This window comes from Flammeovirga kamogawensis (assembly GCF_018736065.1).
Taxonomy (GTDB): Bacteria; Bacteroidota; Bacteroidia; order Cytophagales; family Flammeovirgaceae; genus Flammeovirga; species Flammeovirga kamogawensis.
Map to the genome: position 1 here is coordinate 421,029 of NZ_CP076130.1, position 22,630 is coordinate 443,658.

The window sequence follows — 22,630 nt, forward strand, 5'->3', positions numbered from 1 at the left end:
CCCAATCAAATTTTAACTTTTAACTTAGTCCACGATGCGTTGGCTTCCCCACCAATCTGCATTAGGAGCAAATGTTTCTCCTAACATTTTGTGTCTTTGTGCTTCAAGATTTTTCAATTTCACGTCTTTTACTTTTTGTAAATGGGCCGTTTCTTTTGCCTGAGACCACTCTATATCTTGCTCTGGGTAATTAGCTCCCAACCCGTTTAAATAAGTGAACAACGAGTCGCTTAAATTATTTACAATGGTAGGGTATTCTACTGCTATATCTTTTTCTTCTGTTGGATCTGTTTCAAGGTTGTAAAGCTCTTCTTTATTGTTTTCATAATAATGAATTAGTTTCCACTTCCCAGCTCTTATTACAGAAGAAGGTTCACCCCCTTGATTACCATAATGAGGATAATGCCACACAATTGCTCTTTCTTCTAATTCTTGCCCTTTTAATAACGGCACTAAACTAATACCATCCTGATGCTGCTCTGGGTATTGTGGTAAACCTGCCAAATCTAATAACGTAGGATAGAAATCTGTACCCGTTACAGGTGTAGCATTATGCTGATTATTCGAATTTAGCCACGGTACTTTTATTATATATGGTGTTCGTAGACCTCCTTCAAATTGATATCCTTTTCCTCCTTTTAATGGTAAATTTGCAGTAGAAAAAGAATCTCCAGCAGAAACACCACCATTATCACCAGTAAAAACAACTATTGTATTTTCACTTAACCCCATTTCTTCTAATGAACGCATTACATTACCAACTGCATCGTCCATAGATTCTACCAAACCTGCATACACCGGATTATCTTGATGTTGACGAATAGGTAAGAATTTACCCATTTCATACCCTTTTTCTGCTACACCTTGAGTAACAGCCTTGTCTCTATATTTTCTCCATTTCTGTTCTGTAGTCTGTATTGGTCCATGCACTGCGTAGAAAGATAAACAAGCAAAAAAGGGCTTCTCTTTATTTTCTTTCATAAAGTTTACCGTCTCTTGAGCCAAACGCATCGAAAGGTTCTCTCCAACAGGTCCATCCTTCATTTTTGGGTTTTTATAAGGAGAGAAATACCCGCCAACAGGACTACCCGCATGGAAACCTCCAACATTATAATCAAAGCCGTGATTTTCTGGTAGAGAACCTTCACCACCAATATGCCACTTTCCTGCAAAAAATGTAGTGTAACCATTTTCTCTAAAAGCCTCAGGCATGGTGATGTAACTCGAATCTAGCGTATGTTTATAATAAGCAGGAAGCAATTTGTTAAACCTCTTTTTCTTACGCCATTTTTCTCCTTCCAAAGCACCAATCCAATCTGTTATACCGTGTCTAGCAGGAGATTTACCAGTCATAATACTAGCCCTAGATGGACTACATACCTGACATGAAGCATACCCTTGATCGAACTGTACGCCTTCTGCTGCTATTTTATCAATATTTGGTGTTTCATAATAATTAGAATTTGTTGTTGAAAGATCATGTGCACCCAAATCATCTGCAATTATTAAGAGTACATTAGGATATTTTTTCTCGGTTTGCAAAGGCTTATTCTGTCCACTTTTACATGAGACAAAAAAAGATAAAAGAAGAAGTAATAATTTAAACCGATTTGATAGAAAACTCATATTGTGTAATTGTATTTTTAAAATAAGATTAACGTCACAAATACATTACAAACATAAATAGATTATTAATTTTGTTCCTGCACAAATTAATCATATGATAGTACAAATTAGTCAGTAAATAAACTTAACAAAAACACATCAATCGTGTAATAAACTGATTTAAAATGCAATAACAATTAAAAAGCAAATTAGTCACTAATTGACTGAAATAGACGGATAAGATTAAAAGAGCCTTTTCATATTTGCATAAACGTTACAAGAACACTTTTAATGAAATGAAATTTTAAAGAACAATTTTTTATCCTATTAGGAGACTCCAACTGTTCACAAATTATTCTCTTAAAGCATTTTTTATGAAAAAAAATTATCTATCAACTTGGCAAAGATTTATCAACTTTGTATTTCTATGTCTACTGTTCTTATCTTTTACAACAGAGGCACAAGAACAAAAAATTAAAGGGGTGGTAAAAGACAATACCGGCCAACCACTACCAGGGGTAAATATAAAAATTAAAGGAACCTCTACTGGTACAATTACTAATTTCAATGGAGAGTTTTCTCTTAATGGAATCACTCCTTCAGAGACTATCATTTTTAGTTTTATGGGTTTTGAACCTCAAGAAATGGCAGTAGGCACTCAAAAAGAATTTGCTATTGTTTTAGAAGAATCTTTAGAGGTACTTTCTGAAATAGTTGTTGTGGGTTATGGTACTCAGAAAAAAGAAAATCTAACGGGTGCAGTAGGTGTAGTCACTCCCGATAAAGATATTGGCAACCAAGCTGTAACCAATACAGAAACCTTATTACAAGGTAGAATTGCAGGTGTTCAACTTACCCAATCGGGAGGTAAACCGGGTGCTGGAGCAGAAATAACAATTAGAGGTAATGGTACTTTAAATAATTCTAGTCCGTTAGTATTAATTGATGGTGTTCCTGGTAGTATGCAAGATATTTTACCTTCTGATATAGAAAGTGTTTCTGTATTAAAAGATGCCGCTTCCGCTTCTATTTATGGTACTAGAGCAGCAAACGGGGTTATATTAGTCACTACAAAAAAAGGTGATGATAACGAAAAGGTAAAATTATCATACAATGGTTATGCTGGTTTACAAAAAGCAACTGTACTTCCAGATCTTTTAGATAGCTGGGATTATATGAATCTCAAAAACGAAGCAAATACAAATGCAGGAAGAGCACCTATCTATACTACTGATGAAATTGATATGGCTAAAGCGGGTTCCAACCCTTACTATTATGGTAATACAGATTGGGCAGATGAAGTTTTTAAAGATGGTGCATTTTTCCAAAACCATCAGGTGTCTTTAACACAAAAAGTAGGTAAAACACAATATTTAGCTTCGGTTGGTTATTTAGATCAAGAAGGTATAATGTATGGTACTTCTGCAGAAAGATTGAATTACAGAATTAACTTAAGAAGTGACCTTGGAAAAGGTTTTACATTTGGAACAAACTTCTTCGGCGCAGTAAAAAATTCAACAGAATCTGCTGATACAGACGATCAAGGTGTTATGCGTTTAATTGCAAATTCCTCGCCGTTAGTGCCTGTTTATAACGAAGATGGCTCTTGGGGTTCTGCATCAGGTAACCCGTACGAGATCAATACTAAAAACCCTCTTTATTATGCTACAGAAGCAAGTAGAAAAACAAGCAAATCAAACAAAAATACAATCAACCCCTATTTGGAATTTAACCCAATTGCTGGTTTAACATTCAAATCAAACTTTAGTTATTCTTATACTTCCGGATTAATAAAAGCACAAAAACACGATTTTCAGTTAACCGATAATGATGGGAATGATTCGGATATTTCAAGGGTTCAAAATTCGTTACAAGATGTTACTAATGAATACGAAACAGTTCAATGGGAAAACACTGTAAATTATGCCAAAGAGTTTAATAAGCATAGCATCAATTTACTTGCTGGTACAACCATGAACTCTTATGCACATAGATGGTCTAAAGTTAAAGTGACAGATTTACCAAGTAACGACCTTGGACAAATTGGTTCTGGTAGTAACCCTACTGTAGATGGTACTTTTAACGAAAGTAGATTATTGTCTGTATTTGGTAGAATTCAATATAACTTTGACGATCGCTACCTTTTAGAAGGTAATATTAGAACAGATGGTTCTTCTAAATTCCCTGCCAATAATCGATATGCAATTTTCCCTGCCGTTTCTGCTGGCTGGATTTTCTCTAACGAAGCGTTTCTTGAAGGTGCCGAAAACTTCCTTTCTTTTGGTAAAATTAGAGCAAACTGGGGGCAATTAGGTAACGATAAAATTGGGTACTATCCTTATTCACAAACCTACACGCCTACTGATGGTTATCCTTTTGATGGATCTTCTATTTACAATGGTGGTTTAGCAGTAACAGACCTTGCTAACCCAGATATTAAATGGGAAACAACAACGTCTTATGGTATTGGTGCTGACTTTGGTTTTTGGAACGATAAGTTATCCATCACAGCAGATTACTTTGTAAAAGATACTGATGATATTCTTCTAAAACTTCCTATACCTGGTGCAACAGGTGTATCTAACCCTGCCTATCAGAATGCAGGTAGAGTTAGAAATACTGGCTGGGAACTTGCCGTTAATCACTACAATTCTATTGGAAACTCTGGTATTAAATACAATGTAGGATTTAATGTAACCACTATTCAGAACGAGATTATTGAAATGCAAGGAGAATCTCAATATCCTAATAACAGACAAATCAATACAGAAGGTCAACCTATTGGTTCTTTCTATGGTTACAACAATACTGGTATTTATAGAACAAAAGAAGACTTAGAAAAGTACGCGTATATAGATGGACAAACGCCTCAACTAGGTGATTTAATTTACGAAGATATTAATGGTGATGGTATTATTAATGATGAAGACAGAACCATTATTGGTAACCCAAACCCTGAGTTTATGTACGGCATTAACCTCGGTATTTCTTACAAAGGTTTTGATGTAAAACTATTCTTCCAAGGTGTACAAAATATAGATATTTACTCTTCGTCTACGGGTAACCATAGTGGTAGTGGCAATAACTTAATGAACTGGACTACCGATTGGATGGATAGATGGACTCCAGAAAATACAGATGCTTCTAAACCAAGATTGGGGAATGTAAATAACGAACAAATTTCTTCATTCTGGGTGGAAGATGCTTCTTACTTCAGATTAAAAAATGTGGAAGTGGGGTATTCTTTCAACGAAAATGTGTGTAGAAAATTAAAACTATCAGGTTTGCGTATTTATACCAATTCAACCAATCCTCTTACTTGGTCAAAAATAGACCATTGGGATCCTGAACGTTACGCAAACCAATCTAGAAACGAGGCCTATCCTCAAACAACAACATTAACTTTTGGTACAAACATCACCTTCTAATCCTTTTAAAATGAAAAAAATATTAATTACACTATTAGGAGTTGCATGTTTTTCGTGTAGTAACTACCTAGATCTACAAGACGGAAATACATTAAATCAAGATTCTTACTGGAAAACAGAAGAACATTTAGAGTTAGCTGTTAATGCGGCTTACGAGAGTTTAACGCCAGAAGAACTGTACGCAAGAGGATATAGAGATTTAGATTGTATTAGCGATAATGGATACAACGAATGGAACTGGATGAAATATTGGGATATTAGTGTTGGTCAGCACAACCCTTCTACAGATAGAATTAGTTACGTTTGGAACGATAACTACAAAGGTATTAGAAGAGCCAACGAAATTCTTGATAATGCTCCAGGCATGGGTATTGATCAAGAGGTAAAAGATACAGCTATAGGCGAAGCTCTCTTTCTACGTGGTTTATTTTACAACAACCTTTCTATTCTTTATAATAATGTTCCTTTAATCCTTTCCGTAGTTTCTCCAGAAGGAGCTCGTATTGAAAAATCTTCTAAAGAAGAAGTTGTTGCACAGATTATTGACGACTTAACACAGGCTATCGATCTTCTTCCAACTAAAGGCGAAACACCTGGTCGTATTACAAAAAATGCTGCCATTGCTCTTAGAGCAAGAGTTTACCTTTACAACCAACAATGGGAAAATGCAGCTAATGACTGCGAAGAGGTAATGACTTCTAATAAATACAGTTTAGTTGATGATTACAGTATGTTATTTTCTGATGAGGGACAAAACAGTACTGAGTCAATCTTCTCTGTTCAATTTGTTTCTAATATGAAAGCTGGAGAACAGTTTAGTGGCACCTATAAAAAGCAACCTCAATCGCATTTTGGTGTACTTCCAAACTTAGTATATGATTATTATTGCAAGCATGGCTTAAAAGCTGAAAACTGTCCTGATGCTACTCCTTTTTCTGTATGGTCAGACGAGAAAGGTTTACCATTATCAAAAGCTGAACTAGAAGCTAAAGGGTTAAGTATTTTTGATTATTGGGCTGAATTTGAGAACAGAGATCCACGTTTAGATTTTTCTGTATTAAGAGGTGGAGAGCCTTGGTTAGACGCTGATAAATGGGACAATTCTGTAAAAGCTACTCGCTATGGTATTCAGAAATACATCAGAAAAGAACTTGGATTATATACAGATGGAAATAAGAATTTTATGATTCTACGCTATGCTGATGTTTTACTAATGTATGCAGAAGCGAAAAATGAACTTAATGGACCGTCAGCTGAAGTATTTAATGCATTAAGTCAGGTAAGAAGAAGAGTAAATATGCCTGATGTAGACAATACATTAAATCAAGAACAACTTCGTGAGGAAATTAGACACGAAAGAAGAACAGAATTAGCTTTTGAAGGGCTTCGTTATTTTGATGAGTTAAGATGGAAAACTGCTAAAAATGATTTTGAAAACAATGTAATTTTTCACGAAAGAAACTTTGATGAAAACAAACATTATTGGTGGCCATTACCACAAACTGAAATTGATAGAAACCCGAACCTATCACAAAACCCGGGTTGGTAATTCAGCAGAAAAAGTTAGAAAGAGCACTACTTCATCTTTTGTAGTGCTCTAATGTAAACTGTAATCATTGACTAAAAAGCATTCGAAATGAAAAATAGATTTATAAAATTATTTACACTATTAGTTTCCCTTTCTTTAATCATTATAAGTTGCGACTTGGATGATATGATTAATAACCGACCTGTACCTGGTGAGGAAGAAGTAGAAGAAACAATATCGTATCAGAAAAAAGGTTTTGGACAAACTGTAAAAAGTCCTGTTTGGAGCAATTGTGTTTCACTTTCGCTTCCATATTGGCATTACTCATGGGGTAGTGAATACCCTGAAGGTATTCCAGAAAATGTAGAATTTGTGCCTATGATTTGGGGACGTTCTAATGTTGAAGAAAAAGTAGCAGTCTTAAAGAAGTTAGCCGAAGAAGGAAAAATTACTCATTTACTTGGCTTTAACGAGCCAGATAAAGAAGATCAAGCACACATGACAGTAGAAGAAGCAATTGCTTTATGGCCGTTGTTAGAATCTGTTGGTGTCCCTTTAGGCTCTCCTGCTCCTGCCGCTATCGGAAGTGGTTGGTTAGATGATTTTATGGCACAAGCCAATGCAAAAGGTTTGCGCGTAGATTTTATTTGTATGCACCGCTATGCAGATTCTATCGACCCTTTAAAATGGATGGAAGTGTTCCAAAGAACAAACGAACAATACAATTTACCTATTTGGATTACAGAAATGGGGTTAGCAGATTGGACAGCCACATCTCCAGAAACCAATAAGCGAACAAAAGAGCAGGCTCATACACTAATGGAAGAGCTACTACCAATGATGGATGCAGCAGATTATATCCAAAGATATGCATGGTTTGATGGTGGTAGAGCAAAAAATCAAGCGGCATTGCATATCTCAGCAATTTTTGAACAAAACTCTGATATTTTAACGGACTTAGGTATTTTATATGCGGAACATGATGCTAATATTAAAACAGGTGGCGGTAATAGTGTTGTTCCTGAAGCAGGAGATTACGGACTTGTTATTGATGGTGGTTTTGAACTAAGAAATGCCGATGGTGCATGGGGTGGTTACGATAATGTTTTTACAGAAGAAACTGCCGCTAAAAAAGGGCTTGTTGTTGGTAAAATACAACCTGATAAAAATGGAGATGGAGGTTCTCTACTACAAGAGATTGAAGTAGAACCAAATACAACATATGCATTTTCTTACTCGACAAAATGGGCAGAAAAGCCTGACGGTACTATCAAAGTACAAGTACAAGACCGTACACCAGATACTAAACCAGAAGCTGGATGGGAAAGGTTGTATTTTGAAGATATTGCTACCGATACGGAATGGGCAGATACTAATGGTACATTTACTACGGGTGCAACTACCTCTAAAGTCTTTATCATTTTTTATAAAGGAGGCACAAACGACAATACAAACGCAGGTTTAACGACACTATATATTGACGAAGTTTCATTATTTAAAACTGAAAGTAGTGAACCTACTCCTGAGCCTAACCCTGTACCCGACTCTAAATTAATTGTAGATGGTGGTTTTGAAAACATGACTTCTGGTCCATTAAGTGGAACTGAAACTCCTTGGTATGGGTTTGATGGCAACATTGTAGAAAATATTGCAGAAGCTAAAACAGGTAGTAAGTACGTGCAATTAGCAAAAGATAATAATAAAGATGGTGCATTCTTAAATCAAGAAATTACCAGTCTCAATGGAAATAAAATCTATACTGTAAACCTTAGTACAAAATGGTTAACATCACCTTCAACAAGTGGTTTAGTGAAAGTATTTGATATTACTGGCGGTCAGAAAGTAGAACTATTAAGTACTACTTATAATGATGCCACTGTATGGACAGATAATACATTTGATTTTCAAACTACAGCAACTACAACAGCAATAAGAATTACGATAATTAAACCAGGTGGAGAAAGTGAAAATACTGTTTTAATTGATGATGTTATTATGGAGGAAACAGGTACTGTGGATGTCCCTCCTGTAGTAATTGATTTAGTAAGCGATGGTGATTTCGAACAGCTTACTGCAGGTGCATTAAATGCAACTTCAACACCTTGGTCGGGATATGCATCTGGTTCTGCAGATGTTATTACTTCTGCTATTGCAACTGCTTATGAAGGTGAACAATGTGGCCGACTTAAAAAAGATGATGCCTCTATAATTCAAACCATTACTGTAGAAGAAGGAAAAACGTATACCTTCTCTTTATATTCTAAATGGATAGACGGTGCAGGTAAAGACTTAAAATTTACTATCAAACCTTCTAACAATAATGCATTAAAGTATCAGGAAACTATTGTTGAAAGTACAGATTGGAGCTTAACTACTTTTGAGTATACTGTTCCTGCAGGACATACATCAATTACTTTCAATATTTTTAAAGGTAAAGATACCGCAGGTGGTGTGTTCTTATTAGACAACGTTTCAGTAATCGAAAAATAAAAAATATAAAGGGGAAGTGTTTAAACCATCACTTCTCCTTTATCCCTAATCAATGACTTTCATGTTAAGACAAAAATTAAATTTACTAATAGTTGTACTAATTAGTTATACGTGTGGCTGTAACAAAATTACACTAACAGAAACCAACCAAAGAGAAGAAATTAGACTTACTGACAATTGGTTATTTCAATATAACGATACTTTATCAACCCAGTGGGAAGAGGTAAACGTTCCTCATGATTGGGCCATCTCTATGCCTTTCGATAAAATGATTGACATGCAAGAAGTTGTTGTTTTAGAGGATGGTGAACGAGTACCAAAATTACGTACAGGAAGAACGGGTGCTTTACCACACATTGGCAAAGGTTACTACAAAAAGGAACTCCATTTCAATCAAAAAGATAAGGATAAGAAAATTTTTATTCAGTTTGATGGAGCAATGAGTCATGCAAAAGTGTACCTCAATAAACAGTTTGTAGGTACAAGGCCTTACGGGTATTCTTCGTTTGAATTTGACCTTACCCCTTTCATCAATTTTAATAAGAAAAACCTATTAGAAGTTCACCTAGAAAATAAACCATTATCATCTAGATGGTATCCAGGAGCTGGCATCTATAGAGATGTGCGTATTGTAAAAACCAACCCTATTTATGTAGAAAATTGGGGAACGTATATCACCACATCAAACAGTACTAAAAACACAGGAGTTGTTACCATTAAAACTTCTGTAATTAATAGCTTAAAAAAGAAAAAAGAAGGTAAACTAATTCATTCTATTTTTTATAATGATAAGCGTGTCGGAGAAGAAACTACTGCCCTTACTTATCAGCAAGAAAAAAATACAAACAGTACAAACATAACAATTGATGCACCTCATTTATGGTCGCCATCAACACCAAATTTATACCATGTAATTACACAAGTTGTTGTAGATAACAAAGTAATTGATTCTTATAAAAGTCAGTTTGGTTTTAGAACAATCGAATTTACAAATAACGACGGCTTCTTCTTAAATGGAAAACCATTAAAGTTTAAGGGTGTCTGTTTACATCATGACTTAGGACCATTAGGTGCTGCTCATAATTATTCTGCATTAAAACATCGATTATTAAAAATGAAAGAGATGGGGGCAAATGCAATAAGATCAACACACAATCCATCTGACCCAAGTCTTGTGCAATTGGCAGATGAAATGGGCTTTCTTTTTATTGCAGAAGCTTTTGATGAATGGGAAGAACCTAAAACTGAGAATGGATACAATACTTTGTGGCATGAATGGGCTGAAAAGGATTTGGTTTCCTTAATCCATAGAGATCGAAATCACCCTTCGTTAATAATGTGGTCTATTGGTAATGAGGTTAGAGAACAGACCAAAGAAAACGGTGCAGAAAACACAAAATTCTTATCTGATATTTGCCACAGAGAAGACCCTACCCGACCAACTACGGCAGGGTTTAATAATTGGAAAGGTGCAATAAATAATGGACTTGCAGACGCAGTAGATTTACCAGGTTGGAACTACAAACCAAACTTGTATAAACGAATACACAAAGAGCATCCTGATTGGAAAATGTATGGTAGCGAAACAGCATCAACGGTGAGTACTAGAGGGGAGTATTTCTTCCCTGCCAAAGAAGGAAAGCATAAAAAAAGACCAAATTTACAATCTAGTGCCTTCGATTTAGATTTTCCAAGTTGGGGGCAAACGCCAGATAGAGAATTTAGAGCACAAGATCAGAATAAATTTATTATGGGTGAATTTGTTTGGACAGGCTACGATTACCTTGGCGAACCAACACCGTACAACGAGGAATGGCCTACTAAAAGTTCATACTTTGGTATAATTGATTTAGCAGGAATCCCAAAGGATAGATTTTACCTATACAAAAGTAAGTGGTCTCAAGAAAAAGTACTGCACTTACTCCCACATTGGAATTGGAAGAAAGGTCAGCATGTGAGTGTACATTGCTATACCAATTATGATAGAGCAGAACTTTTCTTAAATGGTAAAAGTTTAGGTGTTCGATCAAAAGACACTTCTAAATTATACGATTCTTACCGTCTAAGATGGGATGATATCATTTTTGAAGAAGGCGAATTAAAGGTAGTTGCCTTAGATGGTGAGAATAATCCAATTGCAGAAACAAGTAAACAAACAGCAAAAAATCCTTATCAATTAAAAATTGATGTAGACAGAGAAGAAGTACTCGCAAACGGAGAAGAAATTGTTTATGCTACCGTCTCTGTAGTAGATAAGAATGGGAATTTATGCCCTCGAGCAGCAAATTTAGTACAATTTTCTGTAGAAGGGAACGGGAAATTAAGAGCCGTAGGAAACGGGAATCCAACATCTTTGGAATCATTTGTAGCTCCAAAACGCCTTGCTTTTAACGGTAAATGTGTGGCAATTTTACAATCCTCAAAAACACAAGGTCAATTTACATTAACAGCTAAAGCAGATGGTCTAAAACCAGCCACAGTAACAATACAAACTGCACTCAGCTTATAATTAGTAAATACCAAAAGCTAACATAGGAGAGCATATTTAGTGCTCTCCATTTTTTTCACAAGTGCCTATTATATGGTACTATTAACCCTAAATTGAAATGAAATACTATTTATCTCTCACAGTACTCCTTTTTTGTATAGGATGCCAATCTGTAAAAAGTGTATTGAACGAAATTGAACAAGATGCAGATGTAAAAACAACTCATTTTCAACCTACAATTAACAACCAATCCAACACCAAAACACTCTTAAACGACCAATGGGTAGAAGTATGGTCTGATGAATTTGATGGCACAACACTAAATGCATCAAAGTGGACTAAAACCGTAAGTACGAAAAGCAGAGCTGCTAGACCTGATCTTGGCATTAACTCTTGGTTTTGGGTAGAAGATCATGCATGGCTAGATGGCAATGGACATTTAATGCTTAAAAGTTCTAAAGTAACAGATGATAAAATGTATTGCGGAAGTATTGATTCGGAAAATAAATTTGAGCCAAAATATGGATTCCTAGAAGCTCGAATAAAAATTGCCACTACAGCAAAAGGCAACCACACTGCCTTTTGGTTACAAGGGCACAACCAAGGTAATGTAGACGGTACTGCAAACGATGGTGCTGAGATAGATATTTTTGAGTCGGCTTGGTTAACAGAAACCACAAAAGCGGTAATTCATATTGATGGATATGGAAGTGACCATAGAGCAAATACAAAGAAATATACTACGCCAAATATTCATGATGGTTACCATATTTATGGATTGAAATGGACTGCCGATAAACTGGAGATTTATTATGATGGTGAACTCAAAACAACTTACGAAGGGGTCTGGGTTCCTCAAGTAAAAGAATGGCTTTGGTTGTCTGTAGGTGCTAGTTTTGCCGATGGTGATTTTAGGTCTCAACCAATAGGCGACCTTTCTGTTGCAGAGGTAGATTATGTCAGAGTATGGGAGAAAAATCCTAATTTTAATCAGCCTACTACGCAAGATACTATCCGTTTAAGAAACAGAGGTTCTAATTATTATTTTAGAGTGAAAGCTGAAGGAGATGATGCTGAAGTTGAACAAACAAATGATTTTAGACAAGGCGATTGGACGTTTTGGAGCTTAGTGCAAAACAACAATTTTTATCATATTAAATGCGAAGGCACACAGAAGTTTATTAGAGCAATTGATAATACAGAAAGTGCTAACCTATATACAAAACCACTTGATAATGTTGGAAGTTGGACACAATGGGAATTTATCTATGTCTCGGAAGGGTATTACCTCATTAAAAACAAAGAAACAGGAAAATACCTTAGAGCAAGTTCTTCAGAATATGACACTCCTATTGTAATTAGTGCAATTGCTGATGAATTCTCTCAGTGGAAAATTGAACGCTTATAAAACATAAAATGGTAAACGTTGCTTAAAAAAGTAGCGTTTACCTTTTAATTTTTTAAATCACTAATAAATAGAAAACTAATTCTAGCTAATCCAATACACTAACATACTTATGGGAGTGTACCACAAACTGTGTAAACTCTCGAATCTTGAAATGTGAGTAAGTCATATTTCTCCCTTTAAAGAGAAAATTGACTTACTCACTGTTCAAGGTCAACTTGACTCTTTCAATTAAGTGTACAGTTTATTTAATTTAGAATTTAAAACTGATACACCATGAACAAAGAAGATTTATTAAACGACAACTTTTTAAAACAATTCAAGTCAGCAGAAGATTTAAGTTCCTTCATGAAGCAACTTCAAAAAAGAGCTTTGGAGAAAATGCTTGAAGGTGAAATTGAAGCCCATCTTGGTTATCAAAAACATGAAAAGTCAGAGAATTCTAATTCTCGAAATGGCTATACCCAAAAGACTATCAAAAATGAATATGGTGAACAAGAAATCAATGTCCCAAGAGATAGAAGTGGCTCGTTTGAACCTGCAATTGTTCCTAAAAGGAAGAATATTGCTCAAGGTATTGAAAGTCTAGTGATCTCACTTTATGCCAAAGGTATGAGCGTATCTGATATCGAAAATCAGATCAAAGAACTTTATGACTTTGAAGTATCGGCAGCGACTATATCAAGAATTACAGCTTCAGTAATTGAAGATATAGAAGTATGGCATAAACGTCCTTTAGAGCCTGTTTATCTTATCGTTTGGATGGATGGTATCGTTTTTAAAGTGCGTGAAAACTCCAAAGTAATCAATAAAACTATCTATTTAGCCGTAGGATTACGTACTGATGGCAAAAAAGAAGTATTAGGTATGTGGCTTGGGAAAAATGAATCATCTGCATTTTGGATGACAGTTCTCACTGATATACAGACACGTGGAGTTGAAGATATATTGATCACATCAACTGATAATCTCAATGGTTTTACAGAAACAATTAAAGCTGTTTTTCCTGAATCTTCTACTCAAATTTGTATCGTTCATCAAATTAGAAACGCTTGCAAATATGTAGTCTGGAAAGATAGGAAAGCGTTCACAAAAGACATGAAAGATATCTATGGAGCTCCAAATATTAATGCAGCTAAAGAAGCTCTTGATTTTCTTGAAAAGAAATGGGGTGATAAATATGGATATGCGATCCAAAGTTGGCGAAATAACTGGGATGAATTAACAGTATTCTTTGAATTTCCTCTTGAAATCCGTAAAATTATCTATACGACCAATCTGATAGAAAATCTGAATGGTAAAATTAGAAAATATACAAAGAACAAATTATCCTTCCCAACGGATGATGCAGTTAAAAAATCTGTTTTTTTAGCCTTGCAAGAAGCAACAAAGAAATGGACAATGCCTATCAGAAACTGGGGAATAATTTTGAACCAATTTCAGGTATTATATAAAGAAAGGATCAGGTTTTAAACCCAATCCTCACTTGTAATACTTACACACTTAGTGAAAGAGTGTCATACTTATAAAAAGAGAGGAACAACCTTTTTGTTCTTATTAATGTCAATACTACTATACTCTTCAACCTTCTTAACAAATTTACATAGTGAAAAGAACTACCAAATATCTCATTTTTCTTTACTTGCTCATTGCAATTTTAACGAATAGTAATGCACAAAAAAGCAATCTAAATAACCCCATAAATTCGTTCTCCTTTGATGTATATAATGATATTAAATCGGATAGCAACAACATCTTTTTTTCACCTTACAGTATCTATTCTACTTTACTATTAGTTCATGAAGGAGCTAATGGAAAAACGAAAGAGAAACTAGAGCAAATCCTTTATATAAAGAACAATTCCATTCCCAAATTTATTGATAATACAGAAATAGCCGAAGTTAAAATTGCAAACTCTATTTGGCTTGATAAAAAATATAAATTTGATAAAAAATACAAGAAAGCAATAACAGCTAAATATGATGTAGCTTTGGAAACTATTGATTTTGAAAATCCCAACTCTGCGATTGCAATTATAAACCAATGGACTGCTGAAAATACAAACCAGAAAATAAATAAACTACTTAGTCCAAATGATATCGATTCACTAAATAAAGCTATTTTTCTAAACACAGTTTACTTTAATGGAGAATGGAAAAAACAATTCAACAATAAAAACACCACCATTTCTACCTTCTTTAAGAATGAAAATGAAAACTATAAAATCGACTTTTTAAATACTAAAGAAGGACTACAATATTATGCTAATGAAGAACTCCAATTTATAACTAAACCATATAAAGATTCAGGACTTTCGTTTTGTGTAATCCTCCCTTTACAACTTAATGGTTATAAAGAAATTGAAGATAAATTAAGCCATCAGTTTATCCATAAATTATTAGATAACATGACTTTTGAAACAATAAAGTTATCTCTACCTAAGATAAAATTAACAGGAGATTATAATTTAGAAGAAACAGAATTATTTTCTGATTTAAACAGCTATTCCGATTTTTCAATCATTAAAAATCAAGCACTAAATAGTGTAAACATTAAACATAAAAGCCTTTTAGAACTTAATGCAAAAGGAACAGTTGCAATTGCAGCTACAGCAATGAAAATAATAATTACAGGGGTACCACACGTGATTGATTTTAACGCAAACCATCCATTTATATTTTTTATTATGGATAATAAAACGCAATCAATAGTATTTATGGGAAGGTATAATCAACCTCCTCAAGAAAAGAAGACTTCTACTAAAGAAATCTCGTTTAGTAAAACTACTAATCATTATACTAAAGAACCTTTGTATTTACTAGATAACAAAAAAATAAAAACCTTGGAGGGAATCGATGCTCAAGATATTGAATCCATAAATATTTTACCGGTTGCGGAAGCAACTGATAAATATGGAGATAGTCGTAAAAATGGAGCTATTATAATTACAACTAAACATAAAGAATAAAAGAGTCTATCTTAATCATTTAAATAGTTTTATATTATAAATTAATAACGTAATAATTTGGCAAGTTTACCCCATTTAATTGTCTATTAATATAGAACCTTTTATCTATTAATTTATGATCAAATCAATCCTATTTCTCCTCTCTTTATTATTCATTTTCCCTTTTGCAAGTGATAAAAAGAAGCCCAAAGCCACAATAGTAATTAAAAATGCTATTGTACATACAATGGATAGCAAAAATACTATTGCAGAATGTATTGCATTACGTGGAAATGAAATTATTTATGTTGGGAAACAAGATAAAATAGACAGGTATATTAATAAAAAAACAAAGGTAATTGATGCCCATAAGCAAGTAGTACTTCCTGGGTTTATTGATGCACACACTCACCCAATTTCTTTAGCATCTTTCGACCTAGAAGTTAAAGGGTACAAAATGGAGCGATTATTAAAAGAATTAAAAACCTATATTGCTACTCACCCCAATAATAAGACAATAATTGGAGTTGGCGGTTTTGCCTACAACGACCCTAAGTTTGATATTTCTAAACTTGATGAGATTGCCCCTAATATTCCTATTGTTTTAGTAGAAACTGACGGGCACGGTGGCTGGATAAATAGTAAAGGTCTGGCATTATTAAATGATCTCAGTACCACTCATTTTAGTGAGAATAGTTTTTTTGAAAAGGATAAAGAGGGACAATATACTGGTGTAATTATAGAAGCAAAAGCCTATTATTATGCAATTGGTAAACTTTTAAAAAGTAAAGAAAATTTACCAGAATTTGATGACCGATTTAAAGCATTATCAAAAGAATACAATAGCCTTGGTTATACATGTGTTTTTGATGCTACAGCTGGAAATTATGATGTCTCTGATGTTCTATTCAAAAGGTTAGCTAAAATATCAAATGATATCACATTAAGAATTGAAGCATCTTATCTTACTTCTGATTTAGAGGAGTTAAAAACAGCACAGGTCAATACATCAAACTTAAAAAAACATTCTACAGAACTCTTCAATATAAATACAATTAAAGTATTTATGGATGGCACTATGGAAGGATATAATGCCGCATTAGATGTTCCTTATAAAGACACAGATAATTTAGGAAACCTCTTTTTTAGTGGAGAAGATTTTCAAGATGAGTTAGTAAACCTGGCTCTAAATAATTTTGATATTCACTTTCATGCCATTGGTCCGAAGGCTATTCATGAAGCTGTAGTTGCAAGTCAGAAAATTAGACAAAATGGTGCTGATGTAAAACTTACTATTGCTCATGCAGAATTAATAAGAGACGAAGATTATAAAGTAATTATTGAGAATGATATCATAATTAATACTACTCCACTTTGGCATTCTTATGACGATTTTACTTTCACTGCTTTAGGTCAAGAACGGTTTAATAAAATATGGAGATATAATCAAATTCTAGAAAAAGATGGTCATGTTACTTTTGGAACAGATCATCCGTCATCTTATAGTTTAAGTCCTTTTGAACATATTCAAACAGCAGTAACGCGACAAAATAAATATAGTGGTAATAAAAAATTAGCTGATGAAAATCAGAAATTCAGTGTTCAAGATGCTGTAAAAGCGTTTACACTTAGTGCAGCTTATCAACTTGGCCTATCGAATGAATTAGGGTCTATTGAGATTGGCAAAAATGCAGATCTAATACTTATCAATCAAGATATTTTTTCTATTGATAAAACTGAAATAAAATCTACGAAAGTAACAACTACTATATTTAATGGTGAAGTGGTGTATTCGGAATAGTACCAAATTAAAATAAACCTATAGAACTTATTAATTAAACAATCAATCATGAACAAATTAACAGTAGCCTTTAGCATGTTATTAGTATTATTTTTATATAATTCTACAACAATGAATGCTCAAACAGGTCACACATCAACTACTTTAATTGCAGTGCCTGTTGAAACTGTCCCAATAGATACTACAATTGATACTATTATTAGCATTAAGAAATATAAGGTAAATACCGATCAATCAAATGCTGGAACAATCTATCAGTATAAAACACCTATTAAGAAATCTTACGGTTTAAAATACAATCAGAAAACAGGTAAGTATAATTTTATCTATTACAATGTTAATAATTGGAATACTAAAAAAGTAAGATAAGGTTGTGCTTCACAATAAAGGGAGGTTATTGATTTAAAATAACACTCCCTCAGTTTTTATTTGGTGCAGATTTTAATAATAAAACAGCACTAAATCTTGTTTATTTTGGTTAGAATATGCTATCCAATCTGCAAATTGATTTATCTGACTTTCTTCAAAATCAGCATTCTTTATAGCAGCTAAAGCAGTAGAAAAGTCAGTTCTGTAAATTGTAAATACTGCAGGAAATTCCATTGTCATAGGAAGGTTTATCTTCCGTTCTAGATCAATAGTATACATCATAAATTCCTTAATACTATAAAACGGATCTATATCAGCAGGATACCAATTACTATTATTGCAAGTCTCTCCTAAAGTTTTAATGAGCACTTCTAATACATACCAATTCTTGGCTCCGTCTCCTGCATCTTTTATAATTCCATTCAAGAAATCTTGCATTATATTAAGGGCAGGTTCCCAACCATCTTCCACTTCTAGTTGGCTATCAATAGAAGAAAGATTAGTCGAGGTTTTTTGAAGAAGTTGGTTCTTTACACCTTCATCTTCTACACCATAACACGTTTTAATAAAACCTAAATCAATGCTATACGGCATTATTCCATATCCCATAATTTTGTTGTTTGGTTTAGTTATTTAATCCATAGAAAATTAAGAAGTATCATATACAATAAAAAGTAATCTTATTAAATCCTTTAAATATATATGCTGAATAATTCTGCTTATAAACAACAAAAGGGTTAACTCTTATCAGTTAACCCTTTTATTTTATCAAGAAACCACAACAAGTAACTACACTTTAATTCCTAGTATAGTTATATCATCTCTTTGCAATTCATCTTCTTGATGCAATGCCAATAAACGGTCCAATTGTTCATTTTGAATATCCATTGGTAACCTCCCAATTCCTGTTAAGAATTTTTCGAATAAGATCTTACCAATTTTCTTCCTTTCTTTATTATTCTGATCCATATACCCATCTGTTGTAAGGTATATAATAGTTCCTTTATCTAACCTAAGTGTATTATTTTCAAACTTTCTACCCTTTCTTTGTATACCTCCAATAGCTTTTTTACTACCAGCTACTTGATGTAAGATTCCATCTTTTGTAAAATAATACAAAGGCCTTTTTGCACCTGCAAATACTATTTCACTAGACGATTCATCTATTGGAGTAATCTTACAAAGACATAAATCCATCCCATCTGTATTATTGGATGTATCTTGCTTTAATGCAACTCTTACTCTTTGGTGTAGTCTTTCTAAAATCTCTTTAGGGTCATCTATTTTTAGTTCATTGATTAGATAATTGAAAGATGCATTACCTATCATACTCATAAATGCACCAGGAACACCATGCCCTGTACAATCTATAGCTGCAATATATTTACTCTTGTTGTTTTCCCCTGCCCAATAAAAATCTCCAGCAACAATATCTTTAGGTTTAAATAAAATGAAATGTTCTGAAAACAATTCAGATAAATATTCCTTATTTGGAAGAACAGCACTTTGTATTGTTTTTGCATAACGTACACTATTTGTGATGTGCTGATGCTGAGATTTTAAGGTCTCATTCTGCCCCAATAATTGGCTGTTTTTTTCTTCGATATAATTTCTTTGTGCTAAAATTTCCTCTTGCTGTTGCAACAATTCTTCATTCTGCACAGTGATCTCTTTTTGCTTTTCTTGTAGTTCTGCATTCTGAGATGTTATTGCTATTTGCTGTTCAGATAATTCCTCATTTTGAGCAACCACTTCTTCAGTTCTCTCCTGAATGATTAGTTCTAGTTTTACTTGTTCCCTTTTTAATTTTAATGTTCTGTATTTGTAAAAGGCAACAAACAAACTTAGTATTGTAACAATAAAAGAGATTCTAAACCATAACGTTTTCCACCACGGAGGAAGAATATTAAGTACGATACTATCTCCTTTCTCATTCCAAATATTATGGTTGTTAGATCCTTTAACATGAAAAGTATATACACCTGGATCAAGGTTGGTATAGGTTGCACTTCTTCTTGAGCCATCTCTCCAATCTTTATCAAAACCAATCAATTTATATTTGTATTGGTTCCTATCGGCATGGTAATAATTTAACGCTGCAAAATCTATTGTAAAAACAGATTGTTCATGAGTTAAAGTTATCTCAGAGGTCTCTTCTACTACATTCTTTAGTGGTGATCCCTCTTCTATTTTTACCTCTTTATTAAAAAGTAAAAAGTCTGTAAATACTACAGGAGGAACAACTGCATTTTGTTTAACATCCAAAGGATTAAATAATGTAATACCACTACTATTACCAAAAAGTATCTCTCCAGAATTTAAGCGGAAAGCACACCCTTTATTAAATTCACCATCCTGAGATAAATCGGAACCTAAATAATTTATAAATACTTTCTTTATTGGATCGAATCTCGCGATATTATTTTTTGCTGATATCCATAAATAACCTTCTTTATCAGCTGTTATTCCTCTTATTTCTGCACTTGCTAACCCTTCTTTTATTCCATAAGAAATAAATTTTTCTGCCGTAATATCAAACTTTGATAAACCTCCAGATGTTGCTACCCAAAGATCTCCTTCAAGAGTTTCAAAAACCTGACTAGGTACTGCTCCAGCTATTGCATCGGGATTTTTTTCATCGGGGTAATATTTCTTTAATTCTTCAGTATCCAAGTTGTAAACATATAAACCGTAGTAAGAATTGAAAAACATATGACCATCACTACTTTCAAACATATTAAAAGAGCTTTCAATAGATTCGCCCTTCTTTATTGGCAATACGTTTCTTGTTACATCTCCAGTTTCTAAATCCAATAAACATACACCAATATTGTGTACAATTATCCAGAAATTTCCTTTACTATCTTCATAACCTTTCCATATATTATTGTTTGGTAAAGAATGTGGATTTTTTGGATCTTGAACAATTCTTGAAAATGTTTCTGTTCTTGGATCAAACTTATTTAATCCTCCTCCCCAAGTACCAATCCAATAAAAACCATCACGCCCTTTTGTTATAGAAAGAATTGCATTGGCACCAATAGAAGTAGGGTCATCAGGATTATGCTTAAATACTTTTATCTTTTTTGTCTTTTTATTAAGCACATTTAAACCACCTCCATCAGTACCAAAATAGATATTTTTAGCATCTTCTTCCAAAGAAATCACATTATTATTTGTCAGAAATTCGTACCCTCCTCTATTACTAGAAATAAGGCTAAATGCATTGGTTTGAGAGTTCCAGTAGTTTAAACCTTTACGGAAACCACCGAGCCAAATATTTTCAGATTTATCTCTAAAAAATGTAAGAATATGGTTTTCCGATATACTTTTAGGATCGTTTACCTTATTTGTAATACTCTCAAAATTATTTGTTTTTGGATCTAATATAATAACTCCATGTTCTGGTGTAGCCAACCAGAGTTTACCATTCACTTCAAGAATATCCCATACAACTTTAGTGGGTAATGGGATTGGCGTAAACTCTTTATTTTTAGGGTTGTAAACACAAAGACCACCTCCTTCTGTACCTACTCTAATTGTACCTTTGGTATCTTGATGTATTACTTCGATGTTATTATGAGATAAACTTCCTTTTCTATTCGAAGATTTAAAAATAGCTTCTATTGATCCTTTATCATTAAATAAATAAATACCTTCTGTTTCTGTACCAAGCCAAAGTTTATTGTTGCTATCTACTAATAGCTGATTAACATATTTACCTGATATATTTTTTACAATTACTTTCTTATTAATATCAAATAAAAAGAACCCTTTTAAAGAACCAATCCATAACTTATCAGTTCCGCTTTTTTGAATAACACGGCAACCTACAAATTCAGGAATATGAATTCTCTCAAAATTATCTTTATCTCTATGATACAAGTTTAGACCACCGGCATCACCTACCCATAAGTTACCTTGTCCATCTTCTGTAATACAATTAATGTAATTAGAAAACAGTGTATTGTTATCTTTTGTAGAGTTTTTATACACCTTAAAATTGTAACCATCGTAACGGTTTAATCCCATTAATGTTCCAAACCACATAAAGCCTTTACTATCTTGGTAGATAGAGTGAACGCTTACATTAGATAAACCATCTTGAATGCTAAACCGATCAAAACTATAGGAAGTTTTATCTGGGAATTGCCCCATACAGCACACAGGAATTAATATAGTAAGTAGTAGTACAGTAAATATTTTAGATAATATGTTCATTATAAAAAGTCAAATTCGATAGCTGAGTAGTAGTTAATCAACACAATTAAAGTGTTTTTATAACACATAATTTAGATAAAACATTAGAATAAAACAATTATATCTTTATTTGATATAAAAAAAAGAGTACTTCATCAGAAATACTCTTTTCCATATAATTACTATCTATACTACTATTATTCTATCTACAGCTTTATAAACGGCTTATTTTGTGTACATTACCGTTAAATTTTGATTAAAAAGTATCAAAATTTAATTTTTTACCATAATTAATCTCACTTTCTAAGCAAAAGCAGTTTTCACAACGTAACCTCTAGCCAAACCATGTCAATTTCTACTAAAAAAGTC

12 protein-coding genes are annotated in these 22,630 nt (G+C 33.4%); 9 read left to right on the forward strand and 3 right to left on the reverse strand.

The window, feature by feature from the left end; translation table 11 throughout:
• Nucleotides 1–24 precede the first annotated feature (24 nt).
• Entirely contained in the window at nucleotides 25–1,626 is a 1,602-nt protein-coding gene (locus tag KM029_RS25795) for a sulfatase (protein WP_144077290.1), read from the reverse strand.
• Between the two features lie 353 nt (nucleotides 1,627–1,979).
• Between KM029_RS25795 and KM029_RS25800 the strand changes: the two genes are divergently transcribed.
• From KM029_RS25800 to KM029_RS25840, 9 genes are all read left to right on the forward strand, one after another.
• Nucleotides 1,980–5,033: a SusC/RagA family TonB-linked outer membrane protein gene (locus KM029_RS25800; RefSeq protein ID WP_144077291.1), complete on the forward strand. Its 3,054-nt coding sequence runs from the start codon at nucleotides 1,980–1,982 to the stop codon at nucleotides 5,031–5,033.
• Nucleotides 5,034–5,043: 10 nt separating this feature from the next.
• A complete protein-coding gene (locus tag KM029_RS25805) occupies nucleotides 5,044–6,582 on the forward strand; it encodes a RagB/SusD family nutrient uptake outer membrane protein (protein WP_144077292.1) in 1,539 nt (512 codons plus the stop codon).
• A gap of 87 nt (nucleotides 6,583–6,669) precedes the next feature.
• Nucleotides 6,670–9,051, forward strand: coding sequence for a glycosyl hydrolase (locus tag KM029_RS25810; protein ID WP_144077293.1), 2,382 nt, complete (start codon nucleotides 6,670–6,672; stop codon nucleotides 9,049–9,051).
• 61 nt (nucleotides 9,052–9,112) lie between these two features.
• Nucleotides 9,113–11,560, forward strand: coding sequence for a glycoside hydrolase family 2 TIM barrel-domain containing protein (locus KM029_RS25815; RefSeq protein ID WP_158631274.1), 2,448 nt, complete (start codon nucleotides 9,113–9,115; stop codon nucleotides 11,558–11,560).
• Between the two features lie 97 nt (nucleotides 11,561–11,657).
• Entirely contained in the window at nucleotides 11,658–12,947 is a 1,290-nt protein-coding gene (locus KM029_RS25820; RefSeq protein ID WP_144077295.1) for a family 16 glycosylhydrolase, read from the forward strand.
• 273 nt (nucleotides 12,948–13,220) lie between these two features.
• Entirely contained in the window at nucleotides 13,221–14,417 is a 1,197-nt protein-coding gene (locus tag KM029_RS25825; protein ID WP_144073848.1) for an IS256 family transposase, read from the forward strand.
• 133 nt (nucleotides 14,418–14,550) lie between these two features.
• Nucleotides 14,551–15,912, forward strand: a complete 1,362-nt coding sequence (locus KM029_RS25830) for a serpin family protein (protein ID WP_184679493.1) — start codon at nucleotides 14,551–14,553, stop codon at nucleotides 15,910–15,912.
• 115 nt (nucleotides 15,913–16,027) lie between these two features.
• Entirely contained in the window at nucleotides 16,028–17,692 is a 1,665-nt protein-coding gene (locus tag KM029_RS25835) for an amidohydrolase (protein WP_144077297.1), read from the forward strand.
• A 48-nt stretch (nucleotides 17,693–17,740) separates the two neighbouring features.
• Nucleotides 17,741–18,061, forward strand: a complete 321-nt coding sequence (locus KM029_RS25840) for a hypothetical protein (protein ID WP_144077298.1) — start codon at nucleotides 17,741–17,743, stop codon at nucleotides 18,059–18,061.
• Nucleotides 18,062–18,133: 72 nt separating this feature from the next.
• Here KM029_RS25840 and KM029_RS25845 read toward each other — a convergent pair whose 3' ends face one another.
• A complete protein-coding gene (locus KM029_RS25845; RefSeq protein ID WP_144077299.1) occupies nucleotides 18,134–18,670 on the reverse strand; it encodes a DUF7691 family protein in 537 nt (178 codons plus the stop codon).
• Nucleotides 18,671–18,850: 180 nt separating this feature from the next.
• Nucleotides 18,851–22,282 carry a two-component regulator propeller domain-containing protein gene (locus KM029_RS25850; RefSeq protein ID WP_144077300.1) on the reverse strand — a complete coding sequence of 1,144 codons (3,432 nt, stop codon included), beginning with the start codon at nucleotides 22,280–22,282 and terminating at the stop codon, nucleotides 18,851–18,853.
• Nucleotides 22,283–22,630: the final 348 nt, after the last annotated feature.